Below are 25,640 nucleotides of genomic sequence, written 5' to 3' on the forward strand. Positions count from 1 at the left end.
ACTCCATTATTAAGCTAGTTTACATATATAAATCAAAACTATTGAAATAATACTTCCATTTCTAACATATCCTTAATTTTATTTATATCATTAAACATCATGACATCAATAATTGAGAGACCCGGAATAAATTGTTTACCAAATTGTTTGTATGGGGATAGGCTAGGCTTAATAAAGTATATGCTTATACCATTATCTCGATATTTTTCCTGATTATAAAAATCTTTACCACCAATAGCATTAATATAGGTGGTAGCATTTAATGCTTTAGACACTTTAATGCCCCATTCATCTGCCGAATTGGCCGATTCAATAGCAGGAAATTTTTTCGACAATATTGTTATATCTGTTTTTATGCATAATAGGGAGCAAGTTTTGCGAAGGAGTATTGTATTAAATTCACTTAAATTATTATGATTACTATTAGATAAACAGTCATTTAAGAAATCTAAAACATAGTTAAAATAAGGTGCTTGTTTATAATATATTAATTGGTCAAAAAGCTTTTCTTGCCAATTAATATTATTATTTATGAGAATATCTTTAATTTTTGTTTCTCTAGGAGATTTACTTATAGGAACATTGATAAAAACACTTTCTTTATGCTCGTTCAAAATTCTATTTCTAGATATCCAGCTTCTTCTAACATGTTGTGCATTATCAAAAATAACGAATTCATCTACAGAATTGATCAATTGAAAATATCCTAAATACGGAAAAAAATAGGGCTGCATTAAAGCTACTCTCACTCAAATCCCCCTATGACTTAATAATAGTTACAATTTTGTCAATATCATCTAGATATAAATCAGAGTACAATGGTAAAGTTAGGACTCTTTCTGCTATAAATTTTGCAACCGGTGTTTCTCCGGTATTAAATCTATTTTTATAGCATTCAAAACTATTTGTTAAGGGGTAAAAATACTTTCTAGTTAAAATATTATTTTTTTTTAATTTTTCATGAACTTCATCACGGGAAAGTTTGAACCCATCAAATAATACAGGAAAGTATGCAAAATTGCTTTTCACACACTCTGGATGAAGCGACAGTTGGATTCCTTTAACTCCACTAAGTTGTTCGACATATCTATTATAGACTTTTTTTCTCTTTTTAATTTCTTGATCTACACTTCGAAGGTTGCAAAGGCCCATAGCTGCCTGAAATTCATTCATTTTTGCATTACCACCAATATACTCTATTGTTTCTGGTCCAGTAATACCAAAGTTTTTATGTGCTTTTATTACATCTTTGAAACTAGGGTCCTTAAAAGTTAATGCTCCACCCTCAATCGTATTAAAGACTTTTGTAGCATGGAAACTGAACATGGATACATCACCATAGTTTGCGATCCCTTCATCATTGACTGTAATACCAAAAGCATGTGCAGCATCATAAATTACTTTAAGATTATACTTTTTTGCTATACTATTAATTTTAGCAATATCACAAATATTACCATAAACATGAACAGGAATTATCGCCGACGTTTTTTCTGTTATCAAACGCTCGATGTTGTCAGCTTGGATCGTATAGTTATCCGGATCAATATCACAGAAGACAGGTGTTAATCCATTTCTAACAATCGCATGCGTTGTGGATGCAAAGGTAAAAGGTGTTGTAATCACTTCACCTTTTAAATTTAAAGCTGCGATGGCATACTCTAACGCAAGATGCCCGTTCGAGAACAGCGAAACATTAGGCGTTTTTAAATACTGTTCCAATCCCGATTCTAATTGAAGATGTTTTACACCCATGTTAGTTAGACATCTACTATCCCATATACCTCTAATTTCTTCAGAAAACTCCTCAAAATCAGGCATTGATGATTGTGTTACTTGAATAGGTTTCATCGTTTCCCCCATTTTACTTCACTAATTTTTCACTACTGAATCTTCTACAATGATCTTTATCCAATTTTCCATATTGTCCATCTTCTCTAACATTTCATCAATTGAAGAAAATTTCAGTACCATTGTTCCAAGCTTAGTGTTGGACCCAGTATAAGCGGAAATAAAATCATTTATCTTTACTGTTAAATCATATTCAACTATATTATTTTTCTTAAATTCATCATCAATTTCAATACCTTTAAATATCCCGCTATTCTGACTATTTATCAAATAGGATGACCAATAGCCATTTGGTTCAACCATTGTTAGATCACGACAATCTTCACCCAATGCTGCTTTAATGGTATATTCAATCATATCAATACCTGTTGCATATTTTGTTACATGTGGAATCAAATGACCACCGTTTCTTGCACCCATGTCCAAAAAATAAACATTTTCTTGTTCATCAATTTGAATATCAAAATTATAGGCACCCGTTTTCATATTTAATAGTTTTAATAATCTTTGAATTTCAATATGAATTTTATTTTGTATATGCTCAGGCATATTGGATGGCCAACTCGGACCTGTTGGAACAAACGGATTTACAGGATTTAATGATTTTGATATGAAATGTCCATTAGCAAAACATCGAAATACAAGCTGACCATTAACAGAAAAACCATCCCCCTCGACCTGATAACCATAATTTTCAATATATTCTTCTATAATAAAACGTTTGACATGAGAAAATTTTAGGGCATTCTCCACTTTTTCTTGAAGAAGGTCCAAGGAGTTTATTTTTGAAACCCCTCTGCTCGCTGACGAATCTACTGGTTTAACCATAACCGGCATTTTATAGTTATAGAAATCTGCCTTTGCTTCTTCTAGTGAATGATACCCTTTAGCCTTAGGAACATTAAAATTATTTTCTTTTAGAAATGCCCTAAACCTATCCTTATTAGACACAATCTCAACTGACTTAAATGGATTTGATGCCAAACCTAACAACTCAGCTACATAGGCGACTGTTAGTGCTGCAGCATCAGTAGAAAAACAAACGATACCATCAATTTTTAATAACTTCGCCAAGTCTAAAATTGCTTCTTTATCGGTATAACTAATATTGTAGAATTCATTAGCATACCGATGGCCAGCATTTTCTTTTGTATAGTCACAAGTTATAACATAATGGCCCATTTCTCTTGCTTTTTTAATAGCTGGGATTTGATCAAATTCGCCACCCAGTATCAACAGTTTTTTCAATTCATCACACCTATCATTATTTGAAGTAAATTCAAAGTTTATGAATCAAATACGTTGAAATAGTTTAATCATATGTAGTTTATTCATCCGCGTATAAGATTATGAGAATTTTGTTAATAATAGTGGAGTAATCAATTAGATGTGCCAAATAACTTCCACCTATTTTTGTGGGCGTTTGTGTATGCTTTATTTAGTATTATGTGAAAATTAGAAGTCTGTTGGCATTGTCTCCAACGATGGTAGGAGTTGACAAGGGCTACCTCATCCGTTATTTCGATTAATGGTAATTGTTTCAATACATACGTTTTGTAATAAAGTGGGTTTTACTAATTTTCTTTGACTTTCCAGTAGACTGTAAATTATGGCACTCGCTCGTGCACCTCGCATGAGCTGCTCAATTTCTACAGATAACCACAATGGTGTTCTAGTGGTTATGGCCGTTATGAAATGCACTAAATTGTCATTAAGAGTACGCATAAATTCACGTATGCGACGTTTTACATGTAGTGAGCGATATGATAGGCTGGTTTGCCATTTTAGCTTGCTACTAGGGGTTCTTAGCCTAAATCATATTGCTAGGGGCCCAGTGTCAAGCGACTTCATATATGCATTAAAATGTGGATATTTGTATTTTCTTAATGACCATTCGCTATACAATTTGATGGCCAAATCCAGTTTTAGAGGGTGAATCAGGAAATCGTTCTTCTTTTTTAACCATTGATACATACTTCAAATGTTGTGTTACTTACACCATGCAGTAACATTTTTTTCGCCACTCGCTTGGAACGTAGCTATAGGTTTTGCCACATGTCTTGTCGCTAAGATTTTGTCATGAAAAAACCTCCTAACGAATGAATCTACTATGATTATCTCACAGCAGTAGATTCGTTAGAAGGTGTGTTGTTTTTTCGTTTACAATTCTAAAATTTGACTTATTACTCCTTACACTTCATCCAGTGATTTTTTTCTATCTCCGCTGAGATATGTTCGGATTCCATTGATTTTAACGTGAAGATATTGCAAAATTTCCTTGGAAATTCTTTCTTTAAAAGAATAAAGTAAACAAAAATATATGCACGAACCGCCTAAAATACCAATGACAATGTTATAGATGGAATTAAAACCTATCAATTTAAAACCTATTAGTATTAGACCCATTAAAATTGAAGCAACTACATATTTGGGGAATGATTTAGTTAAATATTTAAAGTTCACTTCTGTAATTTTTATTTTGGCATAATAAACACCATAAAAAGTCCCACTAACTTCAGCAACGACTAGTCCAATACTGGCACCAATGTATCCATATTTAGGAACTAGTAATATATTTAATATTAAACTTATTAATGCCATAATTATCTGCGTTCTTAAACCTATTTTTTCTCGCGCTAGAGGTAAAAATAATTGATCATATTGCCACGTTCCCAATGATACTATTAATACTAGAATGGAGATGATAACTAAAGATATAAATGCACCTTCAAATTCTTTTCCTCCAAAAAACAGCATTATATCTTTTGATAAAACAATTAAACCTATAACTGTTGGTATTGAAAACAGATAAATATAATCAATCGATTTTATTAACATATTTTTATATGCTTCAAAATCATTCTTCGCTAAATGGGTTAGTCTAGGTAATAGTACAATCGAAATTGACATTGTAATACTTAAAGCTATAAAATATATTTGTTTTGTAATAGTGTAAAAGGCTACATCCGTATTTGTTGAAAAAAAACCTAAAAAAACTTGATCAAAAATTGTATATATACTAACAATAATAGACGATGAGAAAAATACTACAAGAAGCTTTAAATGTCTTTTTAAGTTTAACTCCTTGAATGTTAATTTAACTAATTTTTTACTATAGATAAAGTTGAAAATGTTCGCAAAACCAAATGCCAAAACCGTTATTAATGCATATAATGTATAATCATTTTTTTCATTAATGAATATAAAAATACCAACTAAACACATTAATTTTATAATCAAACTTCTGATGGTAATCATTTTAAAATCTTCTATCCCCATATAAAACCAATCAATAGAAAATAAATTCAATAAGATCAATATTGCTGCAACTAAAAATAGTTCAATTTCTGTATTTGTTTTAGGGCTTAAAAATATAATAATTATAAAGACAGTTAATGAAATAGTAGTTGCAATAAAATTAATTAGAAATATTTCTGAAAAAGTTTTATCTAACTCCCTTTTATTTTCCCTAACTTTTGCAATTTCTCTTATCCCATAAGTTGCTGTACCAAAGGTCGCAAAAATCAAAAACCATTGCGAAAAGGACATTGAAAAATTATATTTACCAAGATTCTCTGCCCCTAATATCCTTAAAATATAAGGTATTGTTATAAGAGGAAATAATACATTAATTATATTTAAAGAAAAATTATAAAAAAAGTTTATTTTTATGGATTTATTTTTTCGCATGGAATCTCCCTTACCCAATAATTAACTATCGCAAAGAAGTTTTCATTTCAAAAATTTTAAACTTTTTTAATAACCACTTAAACGAATAGATAGGGAAATATCCACAAAATTGTATTCTCACATTTAAAGGAAGTTTATTGAAAGTTGTATAAAACTCTTTTAATTTATTAAATTTAATACAGTAAGGGAAAACAACGGATGTTCTTACTAGGTATTCTCTTGTAAAGTCATATTTATTTTCAAAATAATTATTTAAAGCATTTAGTATGTCTACATGATCGTTGTATTGTTCAATTACATTCCTTATTGAATTATAATTACTTTCCCCATCGACATTTCTATACCTGTACACTGACATAACCTGATCCAATATTTTTATCTTCCCTTTATTTAGTAACAACATGCAGAATGTCAGGTCTCCAACAAATTTATGCGCTTTGTAATAAATTGTATAATCCTGATTAAGGTCTAAAAAAATATTTCTAAAAACTGTTGCTACAGCAGAAAAATAATGACCTTCCAAAAACAAATTAACAGTAGCATCTTTGCCGATAATTTCAGGTGAATTTGGGTACCTGGATATATAATTCCCTTCTAGATCACGCGCTTCAATAATATGACTCACGCCTAAATAATCACTATTTTGTTCTAAAAAATCCACAGTCTTTTGCAATTTTTTGTTATCAATCCAATAGTCATCGCCTTCAAGAGATGCTATATATTTCCCTTTTGCTGCCATAAGCAAATCGTACTCATTTTTTGTTCCGCCTACATTTTGTTCTTGAAATTTTATTACAAATATATCTGGATAATTATTTTTATATTCAAGAATAATATCTCTTGAATTATCTGTTGAATGATCATCACCAACAAGTATTTCAAAGTCAAAGTCTACTTCCTGCATGAGGATACTATCTATAGCTTGACGTAAGTATTTCTCGTGATTGTAAACAAGTAACGTGACACTTACTATGATTTCACTATCCTGCAAGCAAACCCCTCCCTATAATCTCAACTCTACTTTCAGCAATGACTGCTAGAAATTTCATTATAAATCTTTAAAAGTGTATTAAGATTTTTTTCTTTATCGTGCATTTGTAGGGCATGTTTTCTTGCGTTTGCTGAAAATTTATTAGCCAAATCTTCACTTCCAAAAATTTCACACACATAATAGGCCAACATATATGGTGCATCAGCTGGATAAAAAAAACCATCATTCTTATTATCAATTCTGTCTATAACTCCCCCAACGAAAGATGTAACACATGGTACACCTAGTATCTTAGCTTCACTTAATGAATTTGATTCATTTTCAATTGAGGAAGGGGAAACAAATACGTTCGTTTTTAAAAACCTCTCACACATCTTTTTTTCATCAAGAAGTCCTGTAAAAAACACATAATTTGTTAATTGATATTTTTTTAACAACATAGTAATATATTTTGAATATGAAGTTTTTTTCAATCTTTCTTTTATGCTGTTTGATGCTGTGATATCCGGACCCGCAATATATAACTTTGTTTCTGGATACTTCATTATAATTAAAGGTAAAGCTTCAAGCATATAGTGTAGCCCTTTAATTGGATAAGCCGCTTGACTCATGAATATAGTGTGTCTTTCACAATTATTAAAAGTCCACTTATTTTTGTAAAACTCTTCCCTTAGTATTTCATTACAAAAATGATAGTTTACATTTGGATTTATTTGCATGGTACATGCGTAATCCCATGTAGTTCGTCCAATTATATGATTAGTATTTTGAATTGCTTCAATCTCGATTAATCCTCTTTTTTCAAACTCCTTTTTTTGTTGGATTATATTTTTTTGTTTAATGAAGTCTCTAAAAGTAAATTTTTTCTGAATGTTCAAAGGTAAATTCGCCGTATAATGCTTGGCAATAACAGAAGTAAGGCCTTGAATATTGATCACATTCCTAATCCCTAAATCATTACAAGCATTTACCATTGCTAATGAATGAGCAAATTCTGTTCCGAAAATATGTACTAAATCTGGCTGGACTTCTTTCAAAATGCTTTTAAGATATATATTTTCATAATTTAAAGCTTTATTTTTTTTTTGTACAATCGGGAATGCAAAATATTTAATTACCTTTCCATTAAGCTGCTCTATTTTTTTTGAATTCAATTTTGGAAAAGCTATTGAAAGTTCAATATTCTCTTGTTCTGTGAGGACCTTTGACATGTTTATTAACCAACCTCCAAAGGGGATTGGTGGCTGATCCATTAACTTGCTTGCTTCAGGCATCGCAATATTTGTTAGCCACAAAATTTTCATTTTTCCATCCCCTCTTTCAAACTTCGATTTAGTTCTACTTTATTATTATTAAATGCATACCCTATAAAAGGAATTGCAGGGACTATGCAAAATAAAACATAACCAATTTCATACACATAAAGAATTGGATTAATCAGACCAAATACTAAAATTAAGAAAAAAATCACTATAATAAAACCATAAAAATTGGTATTCTTATAAAATCTCATATGTTTTCTAAAGTTAAAAAAAATTGTTAAAAACAATGGAATTACTGTAAACAATCCGTAATAGCCTAGTAAATCTAACCACCCCGAGTGCCCTCCTATGGACCCAGCATTTAAATTACCAAATGGCCCGTATATACCAAATAAGGGATTCGAAAAAAATGTATGAAGGGAATTTTTATACAATATGATTCTATCTCCTGTTTGTCCATCCCCAGTATTAAATAAAAACGTGTTAGCTAAATCGCTGAATTTTTCATTTAATATAAAATTCCCACTAAAAAAATATGAAATTTCTAATAAAAATTGATTCACTATATTTTTTGGGACTATTAGGAATAAAGTGCCTGCAACTATTATAGAAATGATGAAACTACTTATATTTCTAACAAACAAAACTAACAAAAAGCCTAGAAAGATTATGATTAAGGATGTGGCATAAGAAGCCTGAAGTAACATTAGAAAAATTGAAATAACTGTTATTGAAGCTAGAATTCTCTCTTTTATCGTAATCAAAGCGCTTTTTCTTATTAATAGATATAAGGAAACTACTAGTAAAAAACTAGCACTGTAAATATGTCCAAATCCACCAATTCCCAGTTTATTATAGAGCATACCTAATACAGGATTATTAACAACTGCACCCGCAAGTTCTCTAGAAGCCATTGGATACTTTAATAATCCGATATATGTTTGTATAGACCCGATCGTGAAAAATACTAAAGAAAAAAAAGCTATTCTTCCTAATACTTTATAATCTTCTTTATAGTACATATAATAATGATTAATAAATATTCCCACAAAAAAAATAGGGAAATTCACTCTAATCATATTTGGTCCAGCTTCACCATACTGTAAACTCCCACTAACAATATAAGGAATAAAAGTAGCAAAAAAAACGACAACTAAGAATAAATCTAGCGTCAACTTCTTTGTCAGCCATTTTAAATCGGTTGTTATTATCCAAATTCCAAACATAATCAACAAAAAGGCTACTCCCACTCTGACCCTAAAATATGGGATGGCAATCCACATACACATCATCAAACATGCAATTTGATTCACTCGATACAGTAAAATACTACTATCGTTATTAATTAAAATCCTATTCATATTTATCATAAGTTCATCCTTAATATACAAAATATTTAGTTTGAATTTGCAATTTGCTAATAATAAATATCAACTGATTTACATGGTTTCCTAAAGTATTTCGGTTAAATTCAAGAAAATACATTCAATAATGCTCGATTAGCAGGATTATTAAAGATCTATTTCCTGAGTAAACATAAGAAAATTTAGGTTTATTGTTTAGCTCTATCAATACTACGAATCAAATTTAGTATTTTTTCTGCCTGCTTAGCGCTTGTTTTTTCACTATATACGAATTCTTTTGCTCTTAACCCCTTTTCTGCTAACTCATCATCAGGTTTGGATAATACTTCTTTTAGCGTTATAAAAAGACCATCCTCTTGTTTAGAAACTGGGTAGATATAGTCATAGTATTCGCTAGGTATTCCATCCAGTTCATACGAAATTACAGGTGTGCCCGAAGACATATATTCTAAAATCTTTGAAGGAAAGCTAAACTTAGTATATTCCTCATTATTAGGCCTAGGATTAACTAGAATAGTGGCTGATTTTTGAAGTTGTAATACTTCTTCTCTTTTCAATAATCCTTTGAATATAATTCTTTTATCGATCTGGCTTGCTTGAATTATTTCAGATTCTGCATTACCTGCTCCACATATAATCAGTCTATAATGATCTCCAGACAGTTTTTGGAAAGAACGAACTAAATTTATTACACCATATTTTTCTATCAAACCACCACTGTATAAAATGCTTTTAATCCCTTTTTCAATCGGTAATCTATCGATATTTTCAAATAAACTTGTAGATATACCTTCTATTACAACTGTTGGAACTTTTATTTTTAAGGCTTCTCGCATATGTTTTGTTAAAATTACATATCCATCAATATATTTCATATCATTCTTAATACTTTTTATTTCTATTTTTTTCATTACATTATAAAACTCATTATTTTTTTCTAAAGTCATATACTGTGGCAGATCCGGTACAATCATACAAGTTATTACAGTTGTATTGATTTTTTTCACTAATTTTAACAAATTGGCGAAAGTAGAGGTCATTGCATAAGCAATAATTACTTTTTTTTTGCCATTAGGTGATGCTGCCCATTTTTTTAAATATGGTTTTAACGAAAGATATCTACTAATGTGTTTTATTCCAGTTAAGTTAACAAATCCTACATTGATATCCTTTAAAGAATCAGAACCCGTATGTGAAAATTTAAACGTATCAATAGTTAAACTCTTATATCGTTTAGGGAAAGAGCCAATATACATTGAATTAATAATGGTTGTTGGCTCATGTAGATTCAAATCTAATCCATCAACAATTGCCCATTGAAGATTATTTGCAGCATTTTGGATATTTCCTATTGAATTTTTTAAAATCTCCATCTCTTTTTCTTTAGGAAATAATCCGCCCAAAAATATAACTTCTAAATCATTGTTCAATTCTACTTCCCCCAAACAATGCGATTAATATAATCTGTATAAGACAAAATTATTCGTAGTACCTTATCTGATACATTAGCCATTCTATAGTCCGCTACATTTCTTAAAGTATCCTTTTCCTGTGTCTCTAAAATTTCTAATCCTTGCAATATCCGTTCCCATCTAAGACCTACCATCATTACTGATGCCTCTTCCATCGCCTCTGGTCTTTCATGGGTCTGCCTAATATTAAGCGCTCTGAACCCCAGTATCGAAGATTCTTCGCTTATCGTTCCACTATCACTCAGCACTGCTTTAGATTTAATTTGAAGTTTTACATAATCATTAAACCCTAATGGTTTCAACGTTTTTACCAAAGGGTTTAGCTCTACTTCACTAGCTTCAATCATATTTCTAGTTCTAGGGTGTGTACTGACAATTACAGGCATATTGTAATTTTCCGCAACCGCATTTAAACTCTCACCTAAATCCAGGAAATTTTTTTTAGAATTAATATTCTCTTCTCTGTGGGCTGAAACTACAAAATATTTTCCCTCTTCAAGTTTCAATCTCTCCAGTACATTTGAATTCTCAATATCAGCTTTTCTTGAGTTGAGGACTTCAAACATCGGGCTTCCAGTTTTAATAATTCGATCTGCTGGTAACCCCTCTCTTAGCAAATATTCTCTTGCGATATCACTATATGTTAAATTAATGTCAGCTGTGTGATCGACAATTTTTCTATTTGTTTCTTCTGGTACACGTTGGTCAAAGCACCGATTTCCAGCCTCCATATGGAAAATAGGGATATGCCTTCTCTTAGCTGCTATCGCACATAAACAACTATTCGTATCCCCTAATACTAAAAATGCATCTGGTTTAACTTCTTCTAAAATAGGTTCAATTTTTATAAGAATATTTCCAACTGTTCCAATTGCAGTTCCGCTAGCGGCATTAAGAAAATAATCGGGTTTTTTTAAATTAAAATCATTAAAGAAAACTTCATTTAGTTCGTAATCATAATTTTGCCCTGTATGCACAAGTGTATGTTCAATTGCATTTGATTCTTCTAATTTATTTATGACTGCAGATAGGCGAATAATTTCTGGACGAGTCCCAACGACGGTCATTACTTTTAGTCTTTTTATAGTTACACCTCCAAATAGATTGTATCTGGCTTCTCTGGGTCGAATACTTCGTTCACCCACATTATAGTTACCAAATTTGTATCACCTAGATTTTCAATGTTATGTGTATATCCCACTGGAATATCAACTACTTCTAGTTTTTCTCCGCTAACATAATATTCAATTATATCTTTTGAATTGATATCTCTGAATCGTATAACGCCATGGCCATTAACTACTAAAAATTTTTCATTTTTTGTATGATGCCAATGGTTGCCTTTTGTTATTCCGGGTTTTGAAATATTAACAGAAACCTGACCTCGATCAGCTGTTTTTATAAACTCCGTAAAGGATCCTCTTTGGTCAATATTCATTTTAAGTTCGTAGCTAAATTGATCCTTTGGTAAATAGCTTAAATACGTACTATACAATTTCTTTGTAAAAACATCTGCCATATGAGGAATCGAACGTTCTTCTCGACTCTTTTTAAAAGAATAAATTAAGTCCGTAACCTCACCTAAAGAAATGTTATGAACAACCGAAATTTCACAAAATCCTGTTACTTGATTTTCACAAACATGCAATTCATTAATTAAATCTGCGACTAAATCATCTATATAGACTAAACTTAAGTTTATCGATCTATCATTCACCGTAATCGGTAAATCACGACTTATATTATGACAAAAAGTAGCTATTACACTATTGTAATTTGGTTTACACCACTTCCCGAAAACATTTGGCAAACGATAAACAAGAACTTTTGTTCCAGTTTCCATACTATGTTCAAATAATAGGTCTTCTCCTGCTTTTTTACTCATACCATAAGGATTATCTAATTGTGCTTGTGTGGATGAAGAAATCATAATCGGACAATTATTATTGTACTTTTTAAGTGTATTTAACAAATATAGGGTAAATTCAAAATTCCCTTTTATGAATTCTGCATTTTCTTTTGGACGATTAACACCCGCTAAATGATAAATAAAATCTGCTTCTTTACAATATTCATCAAGTAAATTTAAATTTGTTTCTCGTGAAAACTCGAAAATATCTGAATAACCTCTGCTTTTTAACTCTGAAATGAGGTTTTTAGCTATAAATCCGTTTGAACCCGTAACGAGTATCTTCATTGGCATTCCAACCTTTCAGTTCTTCTTTCACATAATCCAGTTTCAACAATTTCTCTTTTACTTCTTCAATAGTTAAACGATTTGTATTGTGGGAATTATATTCTTCTTCAGTAGACAATTTTTTATCTCCATCGAAAAAATATTTATCATAGTTCAAATCACGAGTGTCAGCAGGTACCCTATAGAAACCTTCAAAGTCATCTGCAACCACATACTCTTCACGTGTTAATAGTGTTTCGTAAAGTTTTTCCCCATGTCGTGTACCTATAACTTTTATCTCATTTTCCACTTTAAATAATTCTTTAATTGCTTGAGCCAAGTCACCAATAGTTGATGCAGGCGATTTCTGCACCATAATATCTCCTGCATCGGCATGCTCAAATGCAAATAATACTAATTCAACTGCTTCTTCAAGACTCATTAGAAATCTAGTCATTTGTGGATCTGTAATTGTTAGTGCTTGGCCATTTTTAATTTGGTCAATAAATAATGGGATAACAGAACCGCGTGAAGCCATTACATTTCCATAGCGAGTACCACATATTAATGTTCGTTTTGGATCAACTGTTTTTGCTTTTGCAACAATCACCTTTTCCATCATTGCTTTTGAAATGCCCATTGCATTAATCGGATAAGCGGCTTTATCTGTCGACAAACAAATTACCTTTCTTACACCACTTTCAATTGCCACAGTCAGAACATTATCTGTTCCAATTACATTAGTTTTCACTGCTTCTAATGGAAAGAACTCACAGGATGGAACTTGTTTTAGCGCAGCAGCGTGGAAAATGTAATCTACACCGTGCATAGCATTTTTCAAACTCGATACATCCCTTACATCGCCTATATAAAATTTCAATTTTTCATTTTTGTAAACTTTTCTCATATCATCTTGTTTTTTCTCATCTCTTGAAAAAATGCGAATTTCTTTTATATCGGTATTTAAAAATCTCTTCATAACTGCATTTCCAAATGAACCTGTACCGCCAGTTATTAATAATATTTTGTCTTTAAACATATTATTGTTCCCCCAGTAATTTATGCATAAGATTCACATATTTCCGAGTACATTTTTCCATCGTGTATTTCTCAAGATATAACTTCCTACAATTCTCCCCCATATATTCTCGCTTCTCCCTATCATCAAGGAGTTCTTTAATAAAAATTACTAGTTTGGCGCTATCCTTTGCTTGCATAGCGTATCCTGCATTATGATCTATTAAATCTCTAGCTATATCAGAATTCGCTCCTATAATAGCGATTACTGGTTTACTAGCCATCATATAACTGTAGGTTTTACTTGGTACAGCTAGACCAGTCAATCCATCCGATAAACTTACAATGAAACAATCGCTGATACTAAGAGCCTTTTGAAAATCATGTCCATGTAAAAAATCAAAAACACGTGCATGATTCAAGTTCTCTGTTTCTATAATCTCTTTTAATTTATCCATTTTATTTCCATGTCCTGCAAAAAGAAATTGGACGTTCTTTTCATCTTTTAATCGGCGGATTGTCTCCAAAATCGGATCCAAATCTTGACATATTCCCATATTACCAAAATAAGATACGACCAGATTTTCATCTGTTTTTATGGATTCTAATAGTTTATTTTCATATGCTTTAGTGCCATTAGAGAATGCTTTATCCTCGCACCAATTAGGGATTACTTCAATTTGGTGTTTTTTTAATGCTATTCTATGTTTTAGTAGATAGTCTTTCATTTCATTCGATAAAGCAACAACTGTATTTATATGTTTAAAAATAAATTTATTAACTCTTTTCATCATTTTGCTAATGACACTATCTTCGGAAATAGTGTTTGTAAAGTAAGCTATTTCTGGGTATACATCGTAGCTGACAAACACTACTTTTGTGTTAAAAAACTTATTAGCAAGAGCTGCTATTAACGGTAATATTGGTGGATTTGAGTAAACGATTATTGCCTCATACTTTCCCAATTGTCTAAAACGTAAGGCTACAGAAAATGTAAAAGAAAAATAATTAATTAATCGTCCGATGAAATTACTACGTTTAAGTTGGATATATTTTAGTCTACTTATCTCAATATTTTCATAGGTCTCTTGCAACGGGACATTATTTGTTAAGTTGTACTCTTTCGGATACCCAGACAATGCCCTGACAGTAAAACCAGCCTTACTAAGAGCCACTGCAGTGTTAAAAGGGAGTGTAGCCGACGAAATATATTCAGGATAAAAATACTGGCACAAAAACAATACATCTTTCTTATTCCTCAAAAAATCACCCCTACTTTTAACTCACATGACTCACTAATCCATATGTTTAAATAATTGTGTCAGCTTTACTCGCCCAACCTTACACTATTTATCAAGCACTTTATTTAATCCCGACTTTTGATAATTAATAAAATATTTGTTATATAGATTAGAATTAATCTTAATGCTACTTACTTAAAAAAATTAGTCATTTCATTTTATTCGATAACGCACATTGTTATAATTGAATATATATGCTTGTACAATATCTATATTCCTTTCTATCTGAAATCATTAACCTATAAACTAATGTGCAAATCTGTAAACAAACACTATCGGATATCAATATTGAATTTATTAACTTTTTAGAATACGTTTAAACAAGAATGTATTTTTTACAAAAATGCCCTAAAAGTCATAAAATACTTTTAGGGCATCTTCACAATGAGAAATATGGTGTATTTTAATATAAATCTAATACTCACTATATTTCGACGACACTTTATGTTCTTGTAAAAGTTCCATCATTTTAAGCTTATATGTTTCTACACCTGGCTGATCAAATGGGTTGACACCTAGTAAATAGGCGCTCATTGCACATGCCTTCATAAAAAAATAAATTAGATAGCCTATATGATAAGCATCTAGCTTTGGTAATTCCAACTGTATAACTGGGACATTTCCTTCTGAATGAGCACGTGCTGTGCCTTCTTTAGAAATGGCGTTTATTTCATTAAATGTTCGATTCGTTAAATAATTTAGTCCATCCTCATTGCGTGCATCATAGGGTACTGCCAAATCATCCCCAATTTCATGAAAGTGAAGTAATGTTTCAAACAAAATCGGGCTACCCTCCTGTATAAATTGGCCAATTGCATGCAAATCTGTTGGAAAATTTACTGTAGAGGGATAAAGACCTTTTCTGTCTTTACCTTCACTCTCACCAAACAGTTGCTTCCACCATTCATGAAACTTATTTAAGGCCGGTTCAAATGAAGCAAGCAATTCAATTTTGTATCCCTGTTCATATAATGCATGACGTAACACCGCATATCGGTACGCCTCATTATATTCAAGTCTTGATTCTTTAAACTCTAATGCCGCTACCTTCGCTCCAGACATTAAGTTATAAATATCAACCCCTGCAACTGCCATTGGCAAAAGACCAGCAGCAGTTAGTACCGAAAAACGACCACCTATGTTTGAAGGTATAACAAATTGTCGATAGCCCGAAGCATCAGCTATTTTCTTTAATAGTCCTCTTTTGGCGTCTGTCGTGACGATAATACGTTCAGCTGCTTTTTCCCCATAATGTAATTCCATATACTGACGTAAAACTCGAAACGCCAGTGCTGGTTCCATCGTTCCGCCAGATTTTGACACAACATTCACGTATACACTCTTATTCTCAATACTTTCCAGTAATTGCTTCATATAAGCTCCACTCATATTTTGCCCTACATATATTACTTCAATTCCATCATGATGTGCACCAAAATAAGGTGTCAAGGCATCTTGCACCGCACGGGCACCTAGAAAAGAACCACCCACTCCGATGACAATAAGTACATCTGCAAAACTACGAATTTCATGCGCTGTCTTTTCAATATGAACAAATAATGCATCATAAGCTTCAAGCGGTGCATGAAGCCAACCAGTCGGAATATCCTCTGCCAGTTCTAAATATCTGTGGATTTCTTCTACATTATTTGTATAACGTGACCAATTAATCGTAGTTAGGTCATAATTTAGAATGTTTGTATGCAAAAATTGCTTCCTCACCGTATGACCTCATTTCGTATGTTTGAATAAATTGTTAATGCATAAAAGTCCTCTATTTCAGCATCAACGCCTTTTTTCTATGAACGATATGATCAATAATAATAATGGTTCTTAGGTGTTTTAACATTATTCAGTACAATCCCCAAAATTTGAGCTTTTGAAGAAACAAGCGTAGCCTTTGCTTTTAAAACATCTACTTTTTGTACTAAATCCATATTCACAACTAATATAGTACCATCACATTTATTAGATAAAATTTGCGCATCTGATACTGATAATAATGGAGGTGCATCTAAAATAATGATGTCATAATCCTTCCTTAAATCCTGCATAAGTATTTCCATTGCCTTCGATGATAGTAGGTCAACCGGATTTGGTGGAAGTGGTCCGCTTGGGATAATACTTATCTCTTCCACTGGTGTTTTTTGAATAACATTAAAGTAAATCTCCTGCCTTGTTAACACATCTGACAATCCACTGGTATTTAAAGTATTAAACGTATGGTGTAAAGTTGGTTTACGCATATCGGCATCTATGATGATAACTCTTTTACCTTCTTGAGCAAAAACAACACCGAGATTTGCAGCATTTGTGGATTTACCTTCACCCGGTATAGATGAAGTAACAAGTAGTGATTTAATTTCTTGATCTGGCAAAGAAAATCGAATATTTGTGCGCATCGTTCGGAATTGTTCAGATATGATTGATTTTGAATCTGTTACTAGTTTACGTGCCATGGAAGTTTTCATTTTTTTACTTTTTTTCAAACCAAATATGGTTAGTTCCTCCTCACTCTACGCGATTTCATGGATTTATTTTCTTTTTCCAGATCTATCACTCCGACAAAACCAATAATCGGTAAATTTGATATTTCTTCTATTTCTTGCGCCGATTTAAACCTTTTATCCAAAAACTCTAGTAAAAAAGCTAAAATGATTCCCAGCATTAAACCACCAACAGTTGCACTAATAATATTTAGTAGCTTATTTGGTTTTACTGGTTTAGGATTATCTATTTGATTAGCTACTGATAAAATTTCTATATTATCAACATTCATTAATATAGGGATTTCCTTTTTAAAGACATCTGCTAACGTATTCGAAATTTTCACGGCCTTAGATGCTTGTTTGTCCATAACTATAATATTTACAACTTGTGAGTTATTTGCACTCGATACTGTAATTTGTTCCGCTAAACTATCTGGGGTTTTATCTAATTCAAGTTTTTCTATGACTTTCGATAATATTACAGGGCTTTTAATGATGACATTATACGTATTTATTAATCGTAAATCTGTTTCGTTATTTTGCGCCCATTGATATTGTTCGATATTAGAACTTTTTTGATTTACTAATATTTGCGTTTCTGCTTGATAGATTGGTGTTAATACATAGTAGCTAATGATTGCAGCTGCTGCACTTGCAATAACTGTACAGCTTAGAACAAGGAACCAACGTTTTCGAATTGTTGTCAATAAGTCTTGTAAAGTAATTGTTGTCTCCAATGACCTTCACCCCTTATCCGAGTACCCTGTTAGTATATTTTCAAAAAATATGTCGCTACTGTGCCTTTCCATTTTAAAAAGCTAACAATCAATTATGCCTCGGCATAATTGCGTCCTGAATCAGCTTTGTGCTTAGGCCTGACAAAAGACATTTGTAACTGCCGGTTCACTTTCGCTACAGAAAACATTGCTGAAGGAAGTTAAATTACGTTATATAAAATCGTACCGAGAGATTTTTTATCCTTCTCTTCACTTTTGATTATATTATTGCGCTCCTTAATTTATTCTAAGACCTTTTCCTCATAATAATTTTGAGCCTATCATTATTTCATTAGTGAATTTTCTTCAACCAACTTATAATAAAAATAACTTGCAACATATTTAGGACTATTTTCAAAAAAAAAACGATCCTTCCGATTTGTATGGAAGAACCACTTTCATTAAATAATATCTATAAAAATACCTCTATTTGTTGGTTAATTGCCTGTTGAAGCTGTAGTAGTTTGTCGGCTGCTACATCACGATTTTTCCCTACTACCCCAAAGTAAAATTTGCATTTAGGTTCTGTACCAGAAGGACGAATAGCTACCCAGGAACCGTCCGCTAACATATACTTCAGCACATTTTCTTTTGGCAACTTTAATACTTCAATAGAGCCGTCTGCAAGTTTTGCTTCCCCACTTAAATAATCTTCCACACTTACAACTTCAACACCGGCTAGTGTAAGCGGTACATTTGCTCGGAAGCTTTCTAAAATTCCCTTCATCTGCTTTCGCCCAGCTTGCCCCTCAAACACATGTGACTCAAGTGCTTCCTTGTAATAACCGAACTGCTCGTATAAATCATCCAGCGCATGCAACAATGTCTTGCCTTGCTTGGCATAATAACCAGCCATTTCTGCTGTGGCAAGTGCCACTTGCACCGCATCCTTATCCCGTACAAATTTTTGGATTAAATAACCGTAGCTCTCCTCATATCCAAAAACAAATGAATGCTCTCCTGTTTGTTCAAATTGCTCAATTTTCTCAGCGATATATTTAAAGCCAGTTAACGTATTTACTGTTGCTACACCAAATGCCTTCGCCACAGCAGCGCCAAGCTCCGACGTAACAATTGTTTTCAACATTACGCTATTAGGCGTAAGCGTCCCTTTTTCAGATTTCGCCTGCAAAATATACTGTAGCAACAACGCACCAAGCTGATTCCCTGTTAATAATTTGTAGCCATCCCCATCACGGACAGCCACACCTAGTCGATCTGCATCTGGATCTGTCGCTAATAGTAATTCAGCTTCTTTCTCTTTCCCTAGCATCATCGCTAGTTTAAATGCCGCCACGTCCTCAGGATTCGGATAGCACACTGTCGGAAACGCTCCGTCTTGCGCTGCCTGCTCAGTTACTACAGTTACCTCACTAAAGCCCAAAGCTGACAGTCCTTGCATTATCGGTACTAAGCCCGCCCCATGTAGAGGTGTGTACACAATACTCAAATCTTTCGCCACTTCCACATCACTTCGCTCCTGCAAATAAGACAAGCACGCACTATAAGCTTCATCGATTTCATCTAACATAAACGTACTTATTCCATCCAATTGTAGCTGTTCAAAATTTGTCAATTCAACAGCAAACAAATCTTCAATTTCATGCATATAAGACACAATCGCATTTGCACCGACCGATGTTAGCTGCGCCCCGTCTTCTCCGTATACTTTAAAGCCATTATAAGTCTTTGGATTATGACTCGCTGTAATGACAACCCCTGCCACTGTCCCTAAATGGCGTACCGCAAACGACAGTTCTGGCGTTGGACGAGATTCACTAAAAACAAAACTTCGTACACCTACCGCACCTAATACACATGCTGTTTCAAGTGCAAACTCATATGAAAAATGACGTGTATCATAGGCAATTGCCACACCCCGCTGCTTCGCTTCCTCACCAAACGACGTAACATAACGAGCAAGACCATACGCTACACGACGAATTGTATACACATTCATACGATTTGTTCCAGCGCCCAGTAACCCACGCACCCCACCAGTACCAAACTGCATATATTGATAAAAGCGTTCCTCTATTTCTTTACTATCTCCCTCAATACTTTGCAGATCCTTTCGTAAATAATCGGGGATATCTGCCGCTTGCCAAGCTTTAAAACGTTCCAGAACGATTATTTTTTCCATTACACTCACTAACACCTTCTTTACTTTCGTTTATACATATTACATATATCATCATAAAAGCATACAGAACCTTACTAGCATAGAAAGAAAAAAATGATTTTGGTTGATATTTCAAACACGTAATATTTCTAATGTCCGTTTTCTATTAGTTAACATGTCAATATCCACTTTTATCAACCTTCATTAATATATTTTCCACCATTTACTGCTCTTGATTTCCTCTAGTTCTAACATATTAATTGGTTGATTGTTAATAATCCTATAATTATTCTCTAGTAAAATATCAATTGCATCTAATTCCTTTTTCTTTTCCAAATAATAAAGTCCCTCTTGAAAATGATATGATCTTGTCGTTAAATTATGTACATCCGAGCCATATGTGTGGACATAATTAGCCCGTACAAGATTATATGATAATTTTTGAATTGCCTTTCCAAAATGGCCTGCAAGACTTCCTGCTGTGATTTGAGTAAAAGCTCCTTCGCGGATAAGTGGCTCAAGCCTACTAGGATTTTCAGCAATTGCAAGATTTCGTTCAGGGTGCGCAATGATCGGTGTATAACCAGATGCCTTTAGTGCGATAATCATATCCTTCGTATAGGTTGGAACTATATTTGAAGGTAACTCTATAAGTACATAATTTGAATTTGCCAAAACATGTAGTTGTTTATGATTTAATAAATTCACCATTTGATCGTTTAATCGAATCTCATGTCCGCTGTGTAGCGTAAGCGGTATATCATTTTGTTCAATTAATTCACGTAAATGTTTTAATTTTGTTTGTACGGTTGAATAATCAGCATCAAAATGAGGATTGAGGGCATGAGAAGTTGATATTATCTCCGATATTCCCTCCTTTACGGCTTGTTTCAACATCAGTAGTGACTCTTCTTCTGTTCTTGGTCCATCATCTATATCGAATAAAATATGTGTGTGTATATCAATCAGACGTATCACAACTTTCTATTTTTTATTCAATTACTCAGCAATATTTATTTGAATCGCAACTGTTATAAGACTTATTGAATAATAAAGCTTTCCCATATCTATTTTTATGAAATGATTTTAAAAAAGATGATATGCTCAGTGAAATTCCCAATGATTCTTTCCATTTATTTTTTGACACAAAAAAAGCTCTGCAAGATCTAAGTCTCACAGAGCTCCTATTATTATCTGTTATTTCGCATACTCTACGGCACGTGTTTCACGAATAACCGTTACTTTTATATGGCCTGGATAATCAAGTTCTTCTTCAATTCGCTTACGGATATCTCGTGCTAAGCGATGTGAAGCTAAGTCATCAATTTTTTCAGGTTGTACAATTATACGAATTTCACGACCAGCCTGAATCGCAAAGGATTTTTCTACACCATCATAGCTTTCAGAAATTTCCTCTAACTTTTCAAGTCTACGGATATAGTTTTCAAGCGTCTCACTTCGAGCACCTGGACGAGCCGCTGACAACGCATCAGCTGCAGCCACTAATACCGCGATGACAGATGTTGCTTCTGTATCACCATGGTGAGAAGCAATACTGTTTATAACGACCGGATGTTCTTTGTATTTTGTTGCTAATTCCACACCGATTTCGACATGGCTACCTTCAACTTCATGGTCTATTGCCTTACCAATATCGTGTAATAAGCCTGCACGGCGAGCTAACGCCACATCTTCACCAAGTTCAGCAGCAAGTAAACCTGCTAAATATGCGACCTCAATGGAATGTTTCAGGACGTTTTGTCCATAGCTTGTACGGTATTTCATGCGGCCTAAAATCTTCATTAAATCTGGATGTAAGTTATGAATACCAATTTCAAATGTTGTTTGCTCACCTGTTTCGCGGATTTGTTCATCCACCTCACGACGAGCTTTTTCCACCATTTCCTCAATTCGAGCAGGGTGAATGCGGCCATCCTGTACAAGTTTTTCAAGTGCAAGTCGAGCCGTTTCACGACGAATTGGATCAAAGCCTGATAAAATAACCGCCTCTGGAGTATCATCAATAATTAAATCTATACCTGTTAACGTTTCCAAAGTTCGGATGTTACGACCTTCACGACCAATAATACGACCTTTCATTTCATCATTTGGCAAGTTCACGACAGATACTGTTGTCTCAGCAACATGATCTGCTGCAAAACGTTGCAGCGCCAATGATAAAATTTCACGTGCTTTTTTATCTGATTCTTCCTTCGCACGTGTCTCAGCTTCCTTCGTCATCACAGCAATATCAGTTGTTAGCTCTTTTTCTACTTCTCCTAAGATTATAGCTTTTGCTTCATCTCTAGTTAAAGCAGAAATTCGTTCTAGCTCTGATTTTTGCAAGGCAACGAGCTCGTCCACTTTGCTTTCCATCTGTTCAATATGCTGTTGTCTTTCGCTTAGGGCTTGTTCTTTACGCTCTAAGCTTGCTTCTCTCTTATTTAGAGCATCATCTTTGCGATCAAGATTCTCTTCTCTTTGCAATAAACGGTTCTCTTGTTTCTGAAGTTCTGAACGACGTTCACGAATGTCATTTTCTGCTTCAGTACGAAATTTGTGAGTTTCATCTTTGGCCTCAAGTAGTGCTTCTTTCTTCAATGCCTCCGCTTCTCGTTTTCCTTCTTCAACGATAGTTTCAGCGACATGTTTAGCACCAGTGATTTTTGAGTCATTCACTTTTTTCATATAGATATAGCTAACAGCGGCACCAACGATGAGTCCAAGCAAAGCGGAGATGATAGTAATTCCATCCATATGAACACCTCCTCTTGCTATTTGGGTATTACAGTTTCAGTCGGCGCATACATCAATTTCGCCTTGGCATAATAATTGCATCTCGGATTTTAAATCATGTTTAATTCTGCACAAGGTGCAGACACGATGTCTGACATTCGGTAAAATCACAGGAAGTGGCGTTTTTACCGAAGCAGATACATTAGCCGTTTTTGCAGGATGCGAAGATCTATGGCTAACATCTTATTATTCATTTCTTTCAAAATCCTTGGCATCTGCCAGAGGCTTCATCTTCATTTAATAGGTCTTCAAAAGCCTTTATAAATGAAGTCAGAATGTACTGCCTATTTAAAGTCATAATTCAGAAATTATACATATTTAATTGTATAGCTAGCCTCAAACTCTGTCAAGGATAGTCAGGCATCTGTTCGCCCTCTCAAGAAAAAAAGTCAGTCATATCCATTAAGAGAATTAATTACCTATTACTTTTTACACTTACGCTTATTTTAACTTTTAACATTATTTCGCAGAAGCAGTACTTAGGAATTATTTTCACAAAACTATGAAAGCTTTAAACTCCCGATTCTACTTCAAATGTTTCGGGAAGAAAAATAGATAGCTCATCACATTATATGTGGTTGATTTTTCGTTCCGTCCAGGCGCTTTCCTGGGGTTATCGGGGCAACCATGATGTTGGTCACGAAGGCGTTATCACAGGACGTAATGTTTTTAGCCGTCGCTTAGCATGCGCTGCAGGATCTCGGGCCAACAGATGTTTTTTGCGCGAAAGCGAAGCAACAGCACCGATGTTGGTAACGAAGGCGTTATCACAGGATGTGATGGTTTTAGCCTTCGTACTTCTATTACTGATCCCCAAGGAGTCGCCCCGTCGGAAAAAGATCAACTTATATCAATTTGATGAGCTACATAAATGGATATCCTAATAAATATTATAAAACCACATTCCCCAGTATGTGTAAATAAAAAAATGCATTGCTCTCACTATAAAGAGTGGGAACAATGCATTTATATTATTTTTCATCTTCAAGAAGAAGCTTTAATTCCTCATCCATTTCTTCTTCATCACTATGCGCAGCAATTGTGTAAGATGATGATGCAATACCGTAAGAAGCACGGATTTTATCTGCGATGTCGTCAAGCACTGCTGGATTTTCTTTTAAATACTGTTTAGCATTTTCACGACCTTGACCTAGACGCTCATCACCATAAGCATACCAAGAACCGCTTTTTTGAACGATGTCTAGTTCAACACCTAAATCGACTGTTTCGCCCTCTTTTGAAATTCCTTCACCGTACATAATATCAACTTCAGCTGTACGGAATGGTGGCGCTACTTTGTTTTTCACAATTTTAATTTTTGTACGGTTACCCATAATGTCATTACCTTGTTTAATAGCTTCTGCACGACGTACTTCTAAGCGAACGGAGCTATAGAATTTAAGTGCACGACCACCAGGTGTTGTTTCTGGGTTTCCGAACATGACACCGATTTTTTCACGAATTTGGTTAATGAAAATAGCAATCGTTTTCGATTTATTGATCGCACCTGAAAGCTTACGTAAAGCCTGAGACATTAAACGCGCTTGTAAACCAACATGCGAATCACCCATATCTCCTTCGATTTCCGCTTTCGGAACTAATGCTGCTACTGAGTCTATAACGATAATATCGATAGCGCCACTACGTACTAATGCCTCAGCGATTTCAAGCGCTTGTTCTCCTGTATCTGGTTGAGATAATAGAAGCTCATCAATATTGACACCTAATTTTTGTGCATATATTGGATCTAACGCATGCTCAGCATCGATAAACGCTGCTTGTCCGCCATTTGCCTGCACCTCTGCAATGGCATGAAGAGCAACCGTTGTTTTACCTGATGATTCAGGACCGTATACTTCAATAATACGTCCACGTGGATAACCACCTATACCTAATGCAGCATCAAGTGCTAGCGAACCACTTGAAGATGTAGCAATTTCTAAATCAGTCTTTTCGCCAAGTTTCATGATGGAACCTTTGCCAAAATTCTTTTCAATTTGTTTTAACGCCTGTTCTAAGGCTGCTTTACGATCACTCATTCATTTTCCTCCTTCGAAAACTGTTCACTGTTTTTCTCTATCTCTACTATACTTGTTTTTGAGAGAAGACGCAAGAAAAAAGCGAACGTTTATTCGTTTTTCTTCAAAATAAAAATTTGGGTAACTTTCCATTACCCAAATTTCTATTTTAACGATATTTAATCAAGCATGTTCATTAACCATTTTTATCCACTTCAATTAATTAGAAGGCTCTGATTTCCGCTACGGGCTACTCGCTTTCCTGCGGGCGAGCGTCGAGCCGCTTCCTTCGCTACGCTTCGTGCAGGGTCTCGC

Annotated in this window: 19 protein-coding genes; all 19 read right to left on the reverse strand. The window is 33.7% G+C overall.

Annotated features, from left to right (window positions below; genetic code table 11):
* Positions 1-38: 38 nt before the first annotated feature.
* The 19 genes from ACQKN2_RS10210 to recA all read right to left on the reverse strand — a co-directional run bounded on the left by ACQKN2_RS10210 (position 39) and on the right by recA (position 25,346).
* Positions 39-749 (reverse strand): WbqC family protein, encoded by a 711-nt coding sequence (locus tag ACQKN2_RS10210; RefSeq protein WP_427414884.1) that lies wholly within the window; start codon positions 747-749, stop codon positions 39-41.
* Between the two features lie 10 nt (positions 750-759).
* On the reverse strand, positions 760-1,851 hold the full coding sequence (locus ACQKN2_RS10215) for a DegT/DnrJ/EryC1/StrS family aminotransferase (protein ID WP_427414885.1): 1,092 nt from the start codon (positions 1,849-1,851) through the stop codon (positions 760-762).
* 21 nt (positions 1,852-1,872) lie between these two features.
* Positions 1,873-3,099, reverse strand: a complete 1,227-nt coding sequence (locus ACQKN2_RS10220) for an ATP-grasp domain-containing protein (RefSeq protein WP_427414886.1) — start codon at positions 3,097-3,099, stop codon at positions 1,873-1,875.
* A 942-nt stretch (positions 3,100-4,041) separates the two neighbouring features.
* Positions 4,042-5,541: a flippase gene (locus tag ACQKN2_RS10225; RefSeq protein ID WP_427414887.1), complete on the reverse strand. Its 1,500-nt coding sequence runs from the start codon at positions 5,539-5,541 to the stop codon at positions 4,042-4,044.
* A gap of 25 nt (positions 5,542-5,566) precedes the next feature.
* Positions 5,567-6,532 carry a glycosyltransferase family 2 protein gene (locus tag ACQKN2_RS10230; protein ID WP_427414888.1) on the reverse strand — a complete coding sequence of 322 codons (966 nt, stop codon included), beginning with the start codon at positions 6,530-6,532 and terminating at the stop codon, positions 5,567-5,569.
* 32 nt (positions 6,533-6,564) lie between these two features.
* Positions 6,565-7,836, reverse strand: a complete 1,272-nt coding sequence (locus ACQKN2_RS10235; protein ID WP_427414889.1) for a glycosyltransferase family 4 protein — start codon at positions 7,834-7,836, stop codon at positions 6,565-6,567.
* Positions 7,833-9,164, reverse strand: a complete 1,332-nt coding sequence (locus ACQKN2_RS10240) for an O-antigen ligase family protein (RefSeq protein ID WP_427414890.1) — start codon at positions 9,162-9,164, stop codon at positions 7,833-7,835. The genes ACQKN2_RS10235 and ACQKN2_RS10240 overlap by 4 nt, the downstream gene beginning before the upstream one ends.
* Positions 9,165-9,346: 182 nt before the next feature.
* A complete protein-coding gene (locus ACQKN2_RS10245; protein ID WP_427414891.1) occupies positions 9,347-10,588 on the reverse strand; it encodes a glycosyltransferase in 1,242 nt (413 codons plus the stop codon).
* Between the two features lie 2 nt (positions 10,589-10,590).
* The gene (gene wecB, locus ACQKN2_RS10250) at positions 10,591-11,715 is read right to left on the reverse strand and encodes a non-hydrolyzing UDP-N-acetylglucosamine 2-epimerase (RefSeq protein ID WP_427414962.1); all 1,125 of its coding nucleotides are present in this window, start codon (positions 11,713-11,715) and stop codon (positions 10,591-10,593) included.
* Positions 11,716-11,717: 2 nt separating this feature from the next.
* Complete coding sequence (locus ACQKN2_RS10255) at positions 11,718-12,827, reverse strand: capsular polysaccharide biosynthesis protein CapF (RefSeq protein WP_427414892.1); 1,110 nt, start codon at positions 12,825-12,827, stop codon at positions 11,718-11,720.
* Positions 12,787-13,845 (reverse strand): polysaccharide biosynthesis protein, encoded by a 1,059-nt coding sequence (locus ACQKN2_RS10260; protein WP_427414893.1) that lies wholly within the window; start codon positions 13,843-13,845, stop codon positions 12,787-12,789. The genes ACQKN2_RS10255 and ACQKN2_RS10260 overlap by 41 nt, the downstream gene beginning before the upstream one ends.
* 1 nt (position 13,846) lies before the next feature.
* Positions 13,847-15,085: a glycosyltransferase family 4 protein gene (locus ACQKN2_RS10265; protein WP_427414894.1), complete on the reverse strand. Its 1,239-nt coding sequence runs from the start codon at positions 15,083-15,085 to the stop codon at positions 13,847-13,849.
* A 453-nt stretch (positions 15,086-15,538) separates the two neighbouring features.
* Positions 15,539-16,846, reverse strand: coding sequence for a glucose-6-phosphate isomerase (locus ACQKN2_RS10270; RefSeq protein ID WP_427414895.1), 1,308 nt, complete (start codon positions 16,844-16,846; stop codon positions 15,539-15,541).
* Between the two features lie 92 nt (positions 16,847-16,938).
* Entirely contained in the window at positions 16,939-17,595 is a 657-nt protein-coding gene (locus ACQKN2_RS10275; RefSeq protein WP_427414896.1) for a CpsD/CapB family tyrosine-protein kinase, read from the reverse strand.
* A 29-nt stretch (positions 17,596-17,624) separates the two neighbouring features.
* On the reverse strand, positions 17,625-18,350 hold the full coding sequence (locus ACQKN2_RS10280; protein ID WP_427414897.1) for a YveK family protein: 726 nt from the start codon (positions 18,348-18,350) through the stop codon (positions 17,625-17,627).
* Between the two features lie 451 nt (positions 18,351-18,801).
* Complete coding sequence (locus tag ACQKN2_RS10285) at positions 18,802-20,532, reverse strand: phospho-sugar mutase (RefSeq protein WP_427414898.1); 1,731 nt, start codon at positions 20,530-20,532, stop codon at positions 18,802-18,804.
* Between the two features lie 183 nt (positions 20,533-20,715).
* A complete protein-coding gene (locus tag ACQKN2_RS10290; protein ID WP_427414899.1) occupies positions 20,716-21,489 on the reverse strand; it encodes a tyrosine-protein phosphatase in 774 nt (257 codons plus the stop codon).
* A 219-nt stretch (positions 21,490-21,708) separates the two neighbouring features.
* A complete protein-coding gene (gene rny, locus ACQKN2_RS10295; protein ID WP_427414900.1) occupies positions 21,709-23,268 on the reverse strand; it encodes a ribonuclease Y in 1,560 nt (519 codons plus the stop codon).
* A gap of 1,010 nt (positions 23,269-24,278) precedes the next feature.
* Positions 24,279-25,346: a recombinase RecA gene (recA, locus tag ACQKN2_RS10300; protein ID WP_427414901.1), complete on the reverse strand. Its 1,068-nt coding sequence runs from the start codon at positions 25,344-25,346 to the stop codon at positions 24,279-24,281.
* Between the last annotated feature and the right edge of the window lie 294 nt (positions 25,347-25,640).

The organism is Lysinibacillus sp. NPDC093688, from assembly GCF_050280145.1.
Classification (GTDB): Bacteria; Bacillota; Bacilli; order Bacillales_A; family Planococcaceae; genus Lysinibacillus; species Lysinibacillus xylanilyticus_B.